The sequence below is a fragment of the Hymenobacter rigui genome (assembly GCF_003944715.1).
Taxonomy (GTDB): Bacteria; Bacteroidota; Bacteroidia; order Cytophagales; family Hymenobacteraceae; genus Hymenobacter; species Hymenobacter rigui.
Map to the genome: position 1 here is coordinate 30,395 of NZ_RWIT01000005.1, position 16,534 is coordinate 46,928.

A 16,534-nucleotide genomic window follows, 5' to 3' on the forward strand; every position below is an offset into this window, starting at 1 on the left:
CATACCCCAACTCATGTTCCTCCGAAAAATGCGTCCAGCTACCACACCGCCCACGTCTTCACCAGCTCCCATCGTTCCTCCGCCCGTGCACGACCGGGGCTGGTGGCGGCGGCAGATTGTGAATACGCTGCTGATGGTAACGGGCGTAATGTCGGCGGGCTTTGGGCTGGAAAGCTTTCTGCTGCCGGGTGGCTTCCTGGATGGCGGCGTAACGGGTATTTCACTGCTGCTGGTACAGGTGTTTGGCCTGCCGCTGCCCGTGCTCATTGTGGTGCTCAATGTGCCCTTCGTGTTTATGGCCTGGCGGCAGCTCGACCCCGGCGTGGCCATCCGGACGCTCATTGGCATTGTTGCGCTGGCCATTGTGCTGGCCGTGTTTCCCTTCCCCATCATCACCCAGGATAAGCTGCTGGTTTCCGTATTCGGCGGATTCTTTCTGGGAGCGGGCATTGGTATGGCCATGCGCGGCGGCGGCGTGCTCGATGGCACTGAAATCATGGCCATTTACCTGAGCAAAAAGTCCAGCATGACCATTGGGGACATCGTGCTGGTATTCAACATTCTTATTTTTGGGGTAGCGGCCTATATTCTGTCCATCGAAACGGCCCTGTACTCCATTCTGGCCTACCTGGCTGCCGCCAAAACCATTGATTTTGTAATCGACGGTCTGGAAGAATACACCGGCGTCACCATCATGTCGGGTCAGGCTGATGCCATCCGGCGCATGATTACCGAGAAGCTGGGCCGGGGTGCCACCGTATACAGCGGCAAAGGCGGTTATGGCACCCACGGCCACCAGCCCAATGCCATTGATATTGTATTCACGGTCATCACCCGTCTGGAGCTTACCCAGCTTAAAACCGAGGTAGAGCTTCTGGACCCCAACGCCTTCATGGTGATGCACAGCGTGAAGGAAACCAAAGGCGGCATGATCAAGAAACGTCCCTTGCACTAGCCGTGAATGGGTGAATGAAGAGATGGGAGAATAGTTGACTACCCATTGATGCTGCAGCTGTCATCCGGCACCTTATCCCTTCATTCAACATTTTTCCATCTTTGCAGCATGGCTGCTCCCTTCCTGCTCTCCGACCTCTACATCTATCCGGTAAAATCCCTCGGCGGCATCCGCCTCACAGAGGCGCACATTGAGCCCCGCGGCCTGCGCCACGACCGGCGGTGGCTGATTGTGGATGAGAAAAACCGGTTCATGACGCAGCGGCAGACGGCCGCCATGGCTCACCTGAAAGTATCACCGGCCTACAACGGCTTCCTGCTCAGCCACCAGCAACGCCCCGAGCTGCTGCCCCTGTACGTTCCGTTTGCTGCCACGCCCGAGAAAACCCTGTTTGTCACCATCTGGGATGATATGGTATTTGCCTGGCGGGCCAAACCCGAGTGTGACGAATGGCTCAGTGAAGCCCTGGGTCAGCCCTGCAAGCTGGTGTACATGTCGGATATGGTGCGGCGCGACGTAGAGCCCGAGCGTAACCCCGAGGGCCAGCTGGTGAGCTTTGCCGATGGCTACCCCTTCCTGCTTATCGGGCAGGAGTCTCTAGCCGATTTGAACGCCCGGCTGGCCACGCCCGTGGGCATGGAGCGGTTCCGGCCGAACCTCGTGTTCAGCGGGGGTGAACCATTTGCCGAAGATGGCTGGGAGCAGTTCACCATCGGCGACGCAACCTTCCGGGCCGTGCGCGGCTGCGGCCGGTGCGTCCTCACCACCATTGACCCCGCCACCGCCCAGAAAAGCCCGCAGGGTGAGCCGCTACGCACCCTGGCCGGTTACCGCACCGAGGACAGCAAAGTGCTGTTCGGCCAGAATGTTACCGGCCCCGGCCGTGGCACCTTACGTGTTGGCGACCAAGTACATATCATTATCCGAAAAAATCAGTAGCCCGCAATTGCTATCTACAGCTACGTCCACGCGCAGGTAGCCAGATTGTTATTTCCGCACTTGAGAGGCCTTTACGGAAGCATTATCTTATACACCTGTCAATCAAAACAGCTAAAGTTTAGCAAAATGATAATTGTGTTTTGCCAAGCTCAACAGAATCGTATATTTTTACCGGATCAATTGAATCTTGTTTAATACAAACTCAATGAATAGTAGCTGCTATTCCCACGGTCTGTTTTGGGGCAGCGGCGTATTCTTGTAGTTCTGCTCGTTCTATCAGTCCCGCTTCATGCCCGCAACACATCGTTTATTCACGTCCTTTCTGGCATTGCTGCTTGCCTTTGTGTTGCCGGTGCTTGCACAGGCAGAAGACAACAACGCGCTGCAGCTGCTTCAGGAGCCCTGGAATGAGCTGTTGCAGCACCACGTCACTACCGATGGACGCCTGGATTACGAAGGCCTGCAGGAGGATGAAGACAAGCTGCTGGGCTACCTCCAGAGTCTGCGCAAAGTGAAACCCGACCCGCAGTCCTGGAGCGCCAACGATACGAAGGCCTTCTGGCTGAACACCTACAACGCGGCAGCAGCCTACCTGATTGTAGGCTACTACCCGGTAGCCAGCATCAATGATATCCGGGTGAAAGTAGTAGGCGGCCAGAAGTCGCCCTGGGAAGCGCCAGTGGTGAATGTAGGCGGCCAGATGTACTCGCTGAATCAGATTGAGCGGGAAATGCTGCGCAACCAGTTTCATGATGCCCGGGTACACTTCGGGCTGATGAACGGCGCGGCTTCCTCGCCCGCCGTACTGGCCGAAGCCTACGATGGGCAACGCCTGGACCAGCAGCTGGATGCCCAGGCCCGGCGCTTCCTCAACGACCCCACTTTCAACCAGCTCACTCCGCAGCATGTGCAGCTTTCGGGGCTGTTTGAGGCCTATGGCACTGAGTTTGGCAGCGAAGCACAGCTGCTGGAGTTTGTGAATCGCTACGCCCGCGTACCCGTGCTACCAACCGCCAAAGTGGAGTATCTATCCTTCAGCTGGGCTCTGAATGACCGTACCGGTCTGAGCAACTCCCAGGCTTTGGGCAAGCACTAATACAAAATCCGGAACCTGGCCAACCCGCGCCCCGTACCGCCTAGCGGTGTGGGGCGCGGGCTTTTCCGGCTGCACACCAACCTCCCCTATTGAAGCTATGAATCTTCTCTACGTTCTGGACTTTTTGCGCGAACTGGCTGCCCACAACAACAAAGCCTGGATGGATGAGCACCGGGCCATGTACCAGCGGGCCCGCGCCGAGTACACCACCTTCATTGCCCAGCTGCTCCGCGACGCTTCCGTTGACCTTGAGCCCCACCTGCGTGGCCTTACCCCCTCGGACGTAATGTTCCGCATCAATAAAAACGACCGGTTCCAACAGAGTGACGAGCCCTACAAGCGCCACATGGGCGCGGGGCTGAAGGCGGGCGGGCGGCACAGCCCTTGGGCCGGCTACTTTATTGCGCTGGAGCCCGGCGGTGAAACCTACATTGGGGCGGGCCGCTGGATGCCCGAGCCTCAGCAGCTGGCCCGTATCCGCCAGGAAATTCACTACAACGCGCCCGCCTTCCACGCCATCCGGCAGGATGCGACCCTGCTACGGCACTTTCCGCTGGGCCTGGACATGTCACAAAGCCTGAAAACCGCGCCCAAAGGCTATGATAAAACCGACCCCGATATTGAATGGCTCCGGCTGAAGAGCTACTTTGTCTGGCAGTCATTTACCGATGCGGAGGTAGCCCGCCCCGATTTTACGGAACGGGTACTGACTGGCTGGCAGGCGGCCAAACCCCTCGTTGAGTTTCTCAACGAAGCCATGCGCGCCGAGGAGTAGTGCTTAGTGCTTAGTGCTTAGTGCTTAGTGCTTAGTGCTTAGTGCTTAGTGCTTAGTGCTTAGTGCTTAGTGCTTAGTGCTTAGTGCTTAGTGTGTATGAAAGAGGCCCCACCGGGTTACGGCGGGGCCTCTTTTTTGCGGCTTTTTTTGATTCTAAGCATCAAGCACTACCAGCTGAGCACTGGGCACTAAGCACTAACAACTAAGCACTAACAACTAAGCACTAAAACAGCCCGAATAGCGTGCTGTTAATCTTCTCGATGATGACGCTCAGATCTTCGGGGTTGTTTACGTAATCCAGGTTGTTTACATCTACAATCAGCAGACGGCCGTGGTCGTAGCTCCGGATCCAATCCTCGTAGTGCTCATTCAGGTGCTTGAGGTATTCGATTTTGATGTTGTTTTCGTAGTCCCGGTTGCGCTTTTCAATCTGCGACACCAGCTTGGGCAAATCGGCCCGCAGGTAAAGCAGCAGGTCGGGCGGGTTCACCATGCTGATCATGGAGTTAAACAGGCTGAGGTAGTTCTGGTAGTCACGCTCCGCCATTAGCCCCGACTGGTTCAGGTTGGCGGCGAAGATGTGCGCATCCTCGTAAATAGTGCGGTCCTGAATAACGCCCTTGTTGGTTTTCTGCAGCTGCTTGATGCGCTGCGTCTGCTGGAAGCGGCTGTTCAGGAAGTATACCTGCAGGTGAAATGCCCAGCGCGGCATATCGTCGTAGAAATCCTTCAGGTACGGATTGTGGTCCACATCTTCCAGAAATACCTCCCAGTTGAAGTGATGGGCCAGTTTATTGGCCAGCGTGGTTTTGCCAGCCCCAATGTTGCCGACTATTGCAATGTGCATGAGCGAAGTGCAGAAGAAAAATAGAGGCGTAAAAATACAGATACCTATGAAACCCAACGCTACTTCCTGCCGACCGTAGAACAATAGCCCCCGCCCTATATTTCATCTGCATAACCATGGATACCCTTAACCTGGAACCTCTCGGAACGCTGCCCGATGCCAACGGGGCCGTTTTGGTGGAACTGCTGCATAACCCGGCCCGCAAACTTCTGTACGTCCGCTGGTTTGGTAACCTCACCGGACGCGAAGTGATTTATGTAGCCCGTGAGTCGCTGAAGCTACAAACCACAATGCATTTTGCCTTGGTGCTCAACGACAAGACCAATGCCACCGGCGACTGGGTTGAGGCGATGGAATGGCTGGAATATGAGTGGCTGCCTCAGATCATGACCGGGGGCCTGCGGGCCATTGCCTACGTTTTCTCCCCGGATATGCACAACCAGCTGGCGAGCATGGAATTTTTTGAGCGGGTACGCCAGTACATCCCCATTCAGATGTTTCATGACAGGCCCTCGGCGTGGCAGTGGCTGCAAAGGCAGCCCCCAATGCGGTCCACCCTGGCTCCTGCTCCACAGGTCTGATGATGCCCGCAACGTACAAGGCCTGCCTACAGCAGTTGTAGGCAGGCCTTGTGCATTAGGCAGGAGAAATTTCTGTTATTCGCGCATCACGTCCTTCACGTCGCGGGCTTTTTCCAGGGTGCGGAACTCGCCCTGCAGACTCCGGATGCGCAGACGCTCTTCCAGCGGCAGTTGATCGCGTACTTGGTCATAGCGGGCGTTCAGGCGGGTAAGCACGGCGCTGGCAGCGCTCCAGTCGGCCTGAGTCCAGTTCTTCTTGTCGCCGCGCATGGTTTCAATAAGACGGAAGTACAGGTCGGGCAGTTCCGTCGCTCGGGCCTTGCTGATGTTTACATCTTCGTTCAGCAGGCGGCGCTGGGCTTGGTCGGCGGTGGCGGGGCGGCGGGCGGCGGCATCCAGACTATCCTGGCGGGTAGCCCAGCGCTGATAGCGCACCTTCTGGGTGGTGTATTCCTTTTTACCTTCTACCGTGAGGCTGTCCACGGCCCGGTCGATGCGCCGGCTCTGGCGGTCAAACTCATCGGTAATGCGGGGCAGCTCGCGGCGGGCCGTGGTGGCCGCCCGCTCCACCTTGTCGTTTACCCAGTCGCTGAAATCAGCCAGGTCACGCTCCAGTCCGGCGGAGGTAGCTGTACCGGTAGAAGATTTGGTGGTCGTGGTGGTTGTTTTTTTGGGTGTCTGCTGTGCCGAGGCGGCCGTGGCTGCCAGCAGACTGGCCGCTGTAAACAGTGTATAAGCGAAAGAGCGTTTCATGGGCAGATGCTTAGGGGAAGGTGGGTGATAGGAGAAAAGCAACAGGAACGGCTCCCCGCTCCGAACCTGTATACCGATGCAGGCAATTTCCGACCCAAAAACGAGTAAAAGGGGCAGGTGGGTTCGGTTTTGCCGCAGATAATGCCGTTTTTTGCCTGCTATGTCCGTCATTCCTGCTTCCACAATCCGTATCCAGCCCGCTACCCTGGCCGATATTCCGACCATCATGCAGCTGGCGGAAGCCACCTGGGAACCTACTTACCGCTTCATTATTTCGCGGGAGCAGATTGATTACATGTACCGGGTAATTTACACCTCGGCCTCGCTGGAGCGGCAGATGACGGAGCAGGGCCACACGTTTCTGTTGGTGTACGTAGATGACCAGCCCAGCGGTTATGCTTCCTTCTCGGAGCAGGCCGAAGCCGGCGTGTATAAGCTGCACAAGATATACGTACTGCCGACTTACCAAGGTCAGGGCCTCGGCCAGCAGCTGATTATGGCCGTAGAACAGGCGGTGCGTATGGAAGGGGCTCACACTCTGGATCTGAACGTAAACCGCCATAATCCGGCTCTGAGCTTTTACGAGCATCTGGGTTTCCAGCGGCAGCGGGAAGAGGATATTGCCATCGGCCCCTACTGGATGAACGACTACGTGATGCGGAAGGCCCTGTAGGCGAATCTGCCCTGCTTACCGTTGCTGCATATTCCTTCTGTAACTTTCACCTTCATCACCCATATTATTCCAGCCCTATGGCAACCAAACTTACCGTCCTGAGCAATGGCTCTCTGCGCGTTGATGGCAACGATTTTGAACTGGTAGACGCCCAGGGCAAGCCCTACGGCCTGGCCGGCCGGGAGCGAATCAGCATCTGCCGCTGCGGCCTCTCGAAAAACAAGCCGTTCTGCGACGGTTCGCACAAGGGCCACTTCGAGCACAACGCCGAAGCCTTCGACCTGCCCGCGCCCAAGCCGGCTGCTCCGGTAACGCCCCCGGCCGCCCCCGATGCCGCCGCGGCCCCGCTGGCGTAACTGCCTGCCCCAATAAGCCACAAGCCCTCAGCGGCAAGCTGCAAGCCTCAAAAGGAACTTGCAGCTTGCCGCTGAGGGCTTGTGGCTTAAAGCTGAAAAAGCTTAGAACAGCGAGTTCACGAAGTCCACGTACTCCTGACGGGCGTCGTCCTGGGTTTTGCCGCGCTGGCCAGCCCAGGCATCGTACTTGGCAATGGCTTTGAAATCGAACCCGCCGGGCCGGTCGCCGCTTACGTCACCTTCACTGCCCTGCTTGTAGAGGGCGTAGAGCTTCAGCAGCGTCATGTTGTCGGGTTTGGCGGGCAGCTCCTTGCTGCGGGCGGCAGCGGCTTCAAATTCTTCGATGGTGGCCATATGGTGAGGTGGTGAAATGGTGAGTAAGCCGTTCCGGAGAAACGAACGGCTGGCAAAAGATACGGATTGCCCGGAATTTAGTAGGCATGCAGCATTTAATTGTACTGTATCTTCCTCCCGCATCTCCCATTTTTCATCCCCTATTCTATGCTTTCACCTGTACGCCTGGCCCTGCTGGCGGGCTCGCTGCTGCTGGCTACCGCCGCGCAGGCCCAGAAAACCTACCTGCACTGCGGCCGCCTGCTGGATATGCGCACTGAGCGCGCCCGCTCCGAAATGACTGTGGTAGTGGAAAACGGCCGCATTGTGGCCGTAGAGCCAGGTTACGCCATGCCCACCGGGGCGCAGGACAAGGTAGTGGACCTGAAAAACCGCACCGTGCTGCCCGGCCTCATCGACTGCCATGTGCACCTGGAGGGCGAAACTAGCAAGGACAACTACCTCAAGGAATTCACCCAGAATCCGGCCGATGTGGCGTTTGGCTCCCTAGAGCACGCCCGCAAAACCCTGTTGGCGGGCTTCACCACGGTGCGCGACCTAGGCGGCTCGGGCGTGAACATTGCCCTGCGCAACGCCATCAACCGGGGGCAGGTGGTGGGGCCGCGCATCTTCACGGCGGGCAAAGCCATATCGGGCACCGGCGGCCACATGGACCCCACCAACGGCTACCGCCTCGACCTGATGGGTATGCCCGGCCCGCCCGACGGCGTGGCCAACGGCCCCGACCAGGGCCGCCAGGCCGTGCGCGAGCAGTACAAGCGCGGGGCCGACCTCATCAAGATTGCCAGCACCGGCGGCGTACTCAGCGTAGCCAAGGACGGTTCGGCCCCGCAGTTTACCGAGGAGGAAATCAGGGCCGTGGTAGAGGCGGCCCGGGATTTGGGGCTGAACGTGGCCTGCCACGCCCACGGGGCCGAGGGCATGAAGCGGGCCATCCGGGCCGGCGTAACCAGCATCGAGCACGGCACCCTGATGGACGACGAGACCATGAAGCTGATGAAGAAATACGGCACCTGGTACGTACCCACCATCACGGCCGGCAAATCGGTAGCCGACTCGGCCAAGATTCCCAACTACTACCCGCCGCTGGTAACGCCCAAGGCCCTGGCCATTGGCCCGAAGCTGCAGGGCACGTTTGGGCGGGCTTACAAGGCGGGCGTCAAAATTGCGTTTGGTACCGATGCCTCCGTGTACCGCCATGGCGTGAATGCCCTGGAGTTCCGCTACATGGTGGAAGCCGGCATGCCCGCCTATGAGGCCCTGCGCAGCGCCACTGTATCGGCGGCCGAGCTGCTGGGCCAGACCGGCAGCCTGGGTACCCTGGAACCTGGCAAGCTGGCCGACGTGGTAGCCGTGGAGGGCGACCCGGTGCAAGATATAGACGCCATGCAGCGGGTACGCTTTGTGATGAAGCAGGGTACCGTGTACCGGCAGGAGTAGCGCACTGTGGGAGCAGCCGGCGACAAACTCATCTGCACCCTTCCCAAGAGGGCCTTCATAGACCGGGTACATTCCTGCCTGCTATAAAGAAGACGCTTCCTGACGAGCTAACCCAGAATTGCCTAAAGCACAAGCTCACGCTGGCTCTGGCCGAAAGCTGCACCTGCGGCGGGCTGCCGCTCAGCTGGCCCCGGCTACCGGCGTGAGCGAGGTGCTGCTGGGCTCAGTGGTAACCTACCACCCCGAGGTCAAGCAGCAGCTGCTGGGGGTGAAGAAGACTACCCTGGCTACCTACTCGGCCGAGAGCCAGCAGACCACCAACGAGATGGCCCTGGGCCTGCACCGCCAGCTACCCGCCGCCGGTGTGTACGTGGCCGTAACGGGCCTGTGCGGCCCCGGCAAATCGGAAACGTCCGAAAAGCCGGTGGGCACGGTCTTCGTCACCATCCTGTTTCAGGGCAAAGCCCACGAGTACCGGGAGCAGTTCACCGGCACCGGCGACGCCGTCCGCCAGCGCGCCACCGAATTTATCTATGAAAAGCTGCTAATGATTCTGTCGAAACATATTCGGCAGCACAGTAAGCCGAAAATGCAGGCCCCACTACGCATAAACGTGCCGTTCAAAGGCACTCTGGCGTGGTGGGGCCTACGTTTTGGCTTGCTGCGCTGCCGATATGCTTTGGATATGTCATACTGAGTGGACTTGACAAGCTCAGTACGCCTGCCAGAGCTCTTCCATAAGACTTTGATCCAGCAGGAAAAGTTGGCAATACCATCAGCATATCAACACGGCACCAATTACGCATCAATGTAGCACATAAAAATTATACTATCCCTGATTGGGAAAAACAGTTTAGATAGTTTTAAAATGACACAGATCATATACTTCCCTGCCATGTCATCTACCTGTACTTCGGCCTCTTTATTCAACACCAATATCCAAATTTTGAGATTCGCAGATAAAAGCAAGCATTATGAAATTGTTAAAATTCAACGATTTACACGCTACACTCACCCAGTAAACAATTGCTTTGACGGGAGAATGATAAAATAACATAGAATAAATCCGGTCATTCAATATAAACAGTATATAACTTCCAAAATGAGCAAGGTACCTTTGGCAAGCTCAACAAGCAGGCGATTTTTTCTTTCTTTAATTATATTTTACATATGACAACACCACTACCTCAGTCAGTGGCGCGTTGGTTGGTGCTGGCCGGCTTGGTGGCGGGCAGCCGCGGGGGGCTCGCGCAGGGAGCACCACCCTGCAGCGGCACCTACACCAGCAGCGGCGTCAATGCGGGCAGTTCCTCCGGCTTGTTCGGCGAGTACTACCCCGGCACGTTCCAGACCCAGACAGGCTTTGCGGCCACCAGCCCGGTTACGTTTTTCACCACTACCACGCCGGGCCAGTCGCGGATTGATGCCACGCTGAACTTTCAGAACACCGGCAGCGGTGCCACCGGCACCGGCTACAACGCGTTTGGCGTCAGCCAGCCGCCCGCCAGCGGTACAGCCACCGTGCCCACTCAGTTCAGTGCCCGGCACCGGGGCAGCGTGTACCTAAAAGCCGGCGGTACTTATACCCTCACACTACGCGCCGATGATGCGGCCTACGTGTTTTTGGGTCGGGAAGCCACGCTGAGCCAACCCACGCCCAACAACGCGTTTCTGCAAATAGCGGGCACGCGCACTGCCACTGCCGCCGCTAGCCGGACATTTACAGCCCCGGTAACGGGCCTTTATGACCTGCAGGTGCTGTACGAGCAACGCGACGGCAACAGCGAGCTGCGCCTTTCCTACGCCGGCGGTCCTGACAACCTCTCGGCCCGCGTAATTCCGGCGTCTGACCTGTGTGCGGGCCCTTCAGGACGCGACTACGCGGTAAACCTAGCTCCTTCCACATCCAACGTCACCAACGGTAACCTGTACAACAACGGTACCCGGGCCGCGCTGAACCCGGGCATTGTGGCAGCCACGGGCTTCGACCCCGATGGCACCGTTCCGTCGTACACCATTACCTCGCTGCCCACCCAAGGCCAGTTGCAGTACAACGTGAATGCAACCGGGGCAGCCAACTACCAGCCCGTATCCGTGCCCTTCACGGTGGCCTCGGCCGATCTGGGACGACTGGCTTATGTGGCACCCGCCTACACGGTTCCTCCAGGTACGTACTCGTTCCAGTTCCGCGCCAACGACAACAGCGGGGCTGCTGGCAACACGGCCACGTACTCGCTGCCAGTGTTGGATGCCACCGCCAACCTGGGGGTAACGCTCAGCTCACCCAGCACCGCGCCACAGGGCAGTTTAGTGTTCTTTACGGCCACCATCAGCAACGCCGGTCCGGCCAACGCGTCGGCCGTAACAGCTACCATTCAGCTGCCGACGGGCCTGACGGGGGTAACGCTGTCGAACAGCGGCACCTATAACGCCAGCACGGGCGTGGCCACGTTCCCGGCGTTTGCCCTGAATAACGCGGCCAATACTACCCGCAGCATTGCCTTCACCATGACGGGCCAGCCCGTGACGGGTACTGCTTCGGCTTCGGACCCCAACTTCCCCGACCCCGATACCAACAACAACCAGGGCACCTCCTACACGGCACCGACGCAGGTGGCCGACGTGGCAGTGGCCCTGAACGGACCGACCCGGGTAATCACCAACCAGACGATTACCTACACGGCTGTGACCACCAACCTGGGTCCCAGCACGGCCACCAGCGTAGCCCCGCGCGCCGCCCTGCCGGCCAACCTGACGGGCGTGGTCGTGTCGAACGGCGGGGTGTACAACGCCTCCTCGGGCCAGGTAAGCTGGCCTACTGTGAATACCCTGGCCGTGGGCCAGTTCCTGGCTTACACGGTACGCTTTAACGCCCCGGCCACGGCTGGCACCACGGTGTCGGCCTCGGCTTCGGCTACCAGCGCCACGGCCAACGGCGACCCGGCCACGGGCAATAACGACGGCTCCAACGGCCAGGCCCAGATTACCACGGACGTTATCAGCACCACGGCTGCGGCCACCGAGTGCGTGGATGTGGAGTCGCCGACACCTACGTTCCAGACTATCCCTAACACCTACTACCCCGGCGTGGGCACGGCGGCCGAAGGCGGCACCACCCTCACCCTGGGCCCCGTGCTGAGCACGGGCAGCCAAACACCCATTGCCGCCGGCGACCTGGTGGTAATTATGCAGATGCAGGCCGCGGAGCTGAACACCACTAACACGGATGCTTACGGCGACGGTATTGCCGGCAACGCGCTGGCGGCCGGCAACCTGCAGAACGCCAACTTCCGGGCGGGTCTGTATGAGTACGGCGTGGTAGCCAGCGTAAGCGGCTCTACCGTAACGCTGCGCAACCCGCTCATCAACTCCTACACTTCCGCCGATGCTACGGCCTCACAGGGCCAGCAGCGCTTCCAGGTGATTCGGGTGCCCCGCAACTTCAACCTCACGCTCTCGGGCAACGTGACCGGTCCGCGCTGGAACGGCCGCACCGGTGGTGTGGTGGTGCTGGATGTGAACGGCACGCTGAACATGAACGGCTACGCCATTGACATGGCGGGCAAGGGCTTCCGCGGTGGCGCAGGGCAGCAGCTAACCGGTGCCGCCGGCGTTACCGACTCCGACTACCGCCACAGCAATACCCTGACCACCAGCGCCAACAAAGGCGAAGGCACTGCGGGCACGCCCCGCTACCTCAACGACGCCGACCAGTTTGTTGCCTTCCGGGCCGGCACGGCTACCACGCCCTTCCTCGATACGCAGGTCAGTGGCCTGCTGCCGGCCTCCGTAACGGATGGCTACCCCAACGGCGACCGGGCCCGCGGCGGCCCCGGCAACGCCGGCGGCGGTGGTACCGATGGTAACCCGGCCAGCAACGACCAGAACACCGGCGGCGGCGGCGGCGGCAACGCCGGCCGCGGCGGCCAGGGCGGCAACGCCTGGAACTCCAATGACCCCTTCGGCGGCTACGGTGGGGCCGACTTCACCCAGGCCACGCCCAGCCGCGTGATTATGGGCGGCGGCGGCGGGGCCGGCACTACCAACAACGGTACGGTGCAGCGCGCTACCGGCACCGGCAGCACCCCCACCAACCCTGTAGTACCCGAAAACGCCGGGATTCCCGGTCCGGCCACTACCAATGCCAGCGGGGTGAACATCAGCGGCTTTGCCAGCTCCGGCGCAGCCGGCGGGGGTATTGTGCTGGTGCGGGCCGGCAACTTCAGTGGCACCGGTACCATTAACGTGAACGGGGCCGATATGCCCTACGTGGCCCAGAACGATGGTTCGGGCGGCGGCGGGGCCGGCGGCTCGGCCGTGGTGCTGGTGAATGCCTCCAACGGCAACGTGAACAGCCCCATCCTGGACGGCCTGACGATTCTGGCCAACGGGGGCCAGGGCGGCCGCAACACCGGAGGCGGCTCGCCGCACGGCCCGGGCGGCGGCGGGGCCGGCGGCGCTATCTTCGCTTCCTCCCGCCTCAACGCGGCTACGGCTTCCAACGCGGCTTCCAACGGTACTACTTTCGGCTTTGAGTCATATGGCTCGGGCGTGGGTGGGGCCGACCAGGGACAGGCCCAGACGGGCATCACCCGGGCCGATGTGCCCAACCAGATTGCCGGCTGCCCGGCCGACGTGGTGACCACACTTACTTCCTCCGCCACCACGGCAGCCCCCGGTACGCCCATTACCTTCACCCTAACTATGGTGAACAACGGCCCCGGTACGTCCCTGAACGTGGTGCCCACCATCACGGTGGCTCCCAACCTGCCAGCCGGTGCCTTCAGCAGCCTGGGCGGCGGTACCTACGACCCCGCCACCGGCATCGTGACCTTCCCGGCCACGGCTTCGCTGGCCAGCGGCACTACCCTGACCTACGCCGTTACGTTCTCCATGCCCGCTCAGACGATTACGGGTAAGAGCATTTCGACGGCCGACGGCGACAGTGACCCGCGGACGGCCAACAACGACGGCACGCTACCCGCCGCCAACGTGCGCGTGGAGCCCGTGTTTGACATTGCCGGCCGTGTTTTCGACGACGTGAACTACGGCGGCGGCGCTGGTCGCCCCTACGCCACGGCCGAAGCTAGTGCCCTGGCCTCGGGCGTATCGCCGGACGGCGACGGCTCGGCCACCGGCGCGGCCGGGGTAACGGTTGAACTCTATAACAACACCGGTACGCTGGTAGCCACTACCACCAGCGGCTCCGATGGTCTGTATGGCTTCTCGGGCATTGTATCCAGCAGTGGCACTACCTACACGGTGCGCGTGGTGAACAGCACGGTGCGCTCGGCCCGGAGCCCGCAAACTGCCGGCCTGTTGCCGGTACAAACGTTCCGCACTCAGGCCGATGACCTCGCTCGGGTAGGTGGCGAAGCGCCGCAGCTAGTTGACGCCGCCGCCAACACCGGCAGCCAGTCGCTGGCCGCCCTCACCAGCACAACGCAGACGCCGCAGTCGGTAGCCACGGTTACCTTCGGCAGCTCGGCCCAGATCAACGGGGTGGATTTTGGCTTCAACTTCTCCACCATCGTGAACACGCTCAGCACGGGTCAGGGCTCGTTGCGGCAGTTTATCCGCAACACTAATGCTCTGCCCAACCTGCTGCTCGACCAGGCCGCTGCCGCCGGCAACGACCCGGCCGCCGGCGTGGAAACCAGCATCTTCATGATTGCCGACGGCCAGGCCCACCCCGGCCTACGCGCCGGCCTCGTGAACCAACTGACCGCCCTGGGCGGCGGCAGCCAGGTAGCCAGCATTGCCCTCAACACGGCCCGCGACGGCCAGCTACCAGCCCTCACCGACGAGCGCACGGTACTGGACGGCGCCAGCCAGACGCGCAACGTGGGCAACACCAACGCCACCACCCTCGGCATCGGGGGCACGGTAGGCGGTTCGGCAACGGCTGCCACAACACTGGGCCAAGTGAGCGGCCCCGAGGTACAGGTGGTGGGTGCGCCCGGCACCAGCGGCTCGGAGTACGGCCTCACCCTGGCCGCCGCCAACCTGACGGTGAGCAACCTGGCCGTGTACGGCTTTGGCAACACGGCCGGCAACGTAACTGGAGCCGATGTGTACGTAACCGGCAACGCCATTACGGGTACGGTGCTCACGGGCAACGTGCTGGGTACGGCTGCCAACGCCTTCCAGGACCCCGGCAGCGCCACCCGCAGCCCGGGCAGCGGCATCTACCTGGCTAACTTCAGCTCGGCTACGGTGGGCGCAGTGGCCGCTACCATCAGCAACAACCTCATTGGTTTCCACGGCGGCAGCGGCGTGGAAAGCCAGGCCAGCGGCTCGCCCTCCACCCTGCTCATCAGCAACAACGAGGTGCGCGGCAACGGCCTAAGCAACACCGACGCCGACGGGATTCATCTAGGCAACTACGGTGGGCTGGTGCAGGGCAACCTGCTGGCGGCCAACCAGGGCCAGGGCATCGACTTGGCTGGCAGCACCGGCAGCAGCACCATCAGTGGCAACACCATCAGCGGCAACGGCGTAGGCGGAACGGCTACGGCGGGCATCCGGCTGGCGGGTACGGCCAATATCGTGCTGCAGAACGTGATTAGCCAGAACACGGGCGCCGGGGTATTGGCCATGGCCACTACCAGTGTGAACACCATCAGCCAGAACAGCACCTTCGATAACGGCACACTGGGCATCGACCTGCTCAGCAGCGCCGATAACCAGCAGGCCGGCTCCAGCCCCTACGTCAGCCGCAACGACAACACCGATGCGGATACCGGCGGCAATGCGCTGCTGAACTTCCCGGTGCTCACGCAGGCGGTATCTACTGCCAGCAACGGTAACCTGGTCCTCACGGGCTATTCACCCACCGGAGCCCTGATTGAGTTCTTTATAGCCGATGCCAACGCCGACGGATTCGGGGAAGGCCGCACTTACCTGTTCTCGCGCACCGAGGGCACCGGCGGCAATACCACTAACACCGACCGGGGTACCGGCAGCAGCGGCTACAGCGGCCTCATCAACGGCGTGGACCACGGCTCAGAAAGCAGCGCCAGCCGCTTCCTATTCCAGATTCCGGTATCGTCGCTGCCGGCCAACGTGCAAACGGCACTCAACAATGGCACCCTGCGCATTACGGCCACAGCTACCGTCACCGCGGGCAGCAACCGGGCAACCTCGGAGTTTTCGGGTAACATTCTGGTGCGGCCCAACACGCCGCTGCCCGTTACCCTCACTGAGTTTGTGGCCCGGGCCGCCGGTCAGGATGGGCGCCTGAGCTGGCAGACCGCCCAGGAGCTGAACAACGCCTACTTCGTGGTAGAGCGTAGCTTCGATGGCAGCAGCTACACCGAAATTGGGCGCGTAGCCGGTGCCGGCACCACCAGCCAGGCCCGCAGCTACAGCTTCCTCGATGCCGGTGCCGGCCGTTTGGCCCCGGCCGCGCTGGCCTACTACCGCCTGCGCCAAGTGGATACCGACGGCACGGCCGCCTTCAGCCAGGTGCAGACCGTGCGGTTTGCCGGTGCCACGGCCGTGCGCGTGTACCCCGTACCCGCCTCCACCGTTGCGACCCTCGACCTGCTGGCCCTGCCCCTGGGCAGTTACCAGGTACAGGTAACGGATGCCACCGGCCGCCTGGTTCTGCGTACCAGCACGGCCGGCCACACCGAGCTGCCGCTGCCCGTGCAGCAGTGGGCCCGGGGCGTGTACTTCATCCGCATCAGCGGCGGTACTACCACTCACTCACTGCGCTTCACCCGGGAATAACTCGCTCGAAGCAGCAATTAAAAAACGGCCT

Annotated in this window: 13 protein-coding genes; 10 read left to right on the forward strand and 3 right to left on the reverse strand. The window is 60.9% G+C overall.

The genetic code is table 11. The annotated features are described in order from the left end of the window. Positions 1–28 precede the first annotated feature (28 nt). The 4 genes from EI291_RS11045 (at position 29) to EI291_RS11060 (ending at position 3,765) form a co-directional block, all read left to right on the forward strand. Positions 29–955, forward strand: coding sequence for a YitT family protein (locus EI291_RS11045; RefSeq protein ID WP_240635509.1), 927 nt, complete (start codon positions 29–31; stop codon positions 953–955). A 108-nt stretch (positions 956–1,063) separates the two neighbouring features. After that, complete coding sequence (locus EI291_RS11050) at positions 1,064–1,894, forward strand: MOSC domain-containing protein (protein ID WP_125419892.1); 831 nt, start codon at positions 1,064–1,066, stop codon at positions 1,892–1,894. A 289-nt stretch (positions 1,895–2,183) separates the two neighbouring features. After that, positions 2,184–2,990: a DUF547 domain-containing protein gene (locus EI291_RS11055; RefSeq protein WP_125419893.1), complete on the forward strand. Its 807-nt coding sequence runs from the start codon at positions 2,184–2,186 to the stop codon at positions 2,988–2,990. Positions 2,991–3,087: 97 nt separating this feature from the next. Then, complete coding sequence (locus EI291_RS11060; protein WP_125419894.1) at positions 3,088–3,765, forward strand: DUF2461 domain-containing protein; 678 nt, start codon at positions 3,088–3,090, stop codon at positions 3,763–3,765. Between the two features lie 223 nt (positions 3,766–3,988). Here the strand turns inward: EI291_RS11060 and EI291_RS11065 are convergent, their stop codons facing one another. Next, a complete protein-coding gene (locus tag EI291_RS11065) occupies positions 3,989–4,612 on the reverse strand; it encodes a deoxynucleoside kinase (protein WP_125419895.1) in 624 nt (207 codons plus the stop codon). 116 nt (positions 4,613–4,728) lie between these two features. Here EI291_RS11065 and EI291_RS11070 point away from each other — a divergent pair, with 116 nt between their 5' ends. Continuing rightward, positions 4,729–5,193, forward strand: a complete 465-nt coding sequence (locus EI291_RS11070) for an STAS/SEC14 domain-containing protein (protein WP_125419896.1) — start codon at positions 4,729–4,731, stop codon at positions 5,191–5,193. 75 nt (positions 5,194–5,268) lie between these two features. On the opposite strand, the gene EI291_RS11075 is transcribed toward EI291_RS11070, so the two are convergent. After that, on the reverse strand, positions 5,269–5,946 hold the full coding sequence (locus EI291_RS11075; RefSeq protein ID WP_125419897.1) for a DUF6565 domain-containing protein: 678 nt from the start codon (positions 5,944–5,946) through the stop codon (positions 5,269–5,271). Between the two features lie 160 nt (positions 5,947–6,106). Between EI291_RS11075 and EI291_RS11080 the strand changes: the two genes are divergently transcribed. Next, positions 6,107–6,619, forward strand: a complete 513-nt coding sequence (locus EI291_RS11080; RefSeq protein ID WP_125419898.1) for a GNAT family N-acetyltransferase — start codon at positions 6,107–6,109, stop codon at positions 6,617–6,619. 77 nt (positions 6,620–6,696) lie between these two features. Further along, a complete protein-coding gene (locus EI291_RS11085) occupies positions 6,697–6,975 on the forward strand; it encodes a CDGSH iron-sulfur domain-containing protein (protein WP_125419899.1) in 279 nt (92 codons plus the stop codon). 102 nt (positions 6,976–7,077) lie between these two features. Here EI291_RS11085 and EI291_RS11090 read toward each other — a convergent pair whose 3' ends face one another. Then, on the reverse strand, positions 7,078–7,329 hold the full coding sequence (locus EI291_RS11090; RefSeq protein ID WP_125419900.1) for an acyl-CoA-binding protein: 252 nt from the start codon (positions 7,327–7,329) through the stop codon (positions 7,078–7,080). 147 nt (positions 7,330–7,476) lie between these two features. On the opposite strand from EI291_RS11090, the gene EI291_RS11095 reads away from it, so the two are divergent. From EI291_RS11095 to EI291_RS23350, 3 genes are all read left to right on the forward strand, one after another. Next, a complete protein-coding gene (locus EI291_RS11095; protein WP_125419901.1) occupies positions 7,477–8,769 on the forward strand; it encodes an amidohydrolase family protein in 1,293 nt (430 codons plus the stop codon). A 118-nt stretch (positions 8,770–8,887) separates the two neighbouring features. Further along, the gene (locus tag EI291_RS11100) at positions 8,888–9,466 is read left to right on the forward strand and encodes a CinA family protein (RefSeq protein ID WP_240635511.1); all 579 of its coding nucleotides are present in this window, start codon (positions 8,888–8,890) and stop codon (positions 9,464–9,466) included. A gap of 473 nt (positions 9,467–9,939) precedes the next feature. Further along, positions 9,940–16,503 carry a T9SS type A sorting domain-containing protein gene (locus EI291_RS23350; RefSeq protein ID WP_125419902.1) on the forward strand — a complete coding sequence of 2,188 codons (6,564 nt, stop codon included), beginning with the start codon at positions 9,940–9,942 and terminating at the stop codon, positions 16,501–16,503. Positions 16,504–16,534 lie beyond the last annotated feature (31 nt).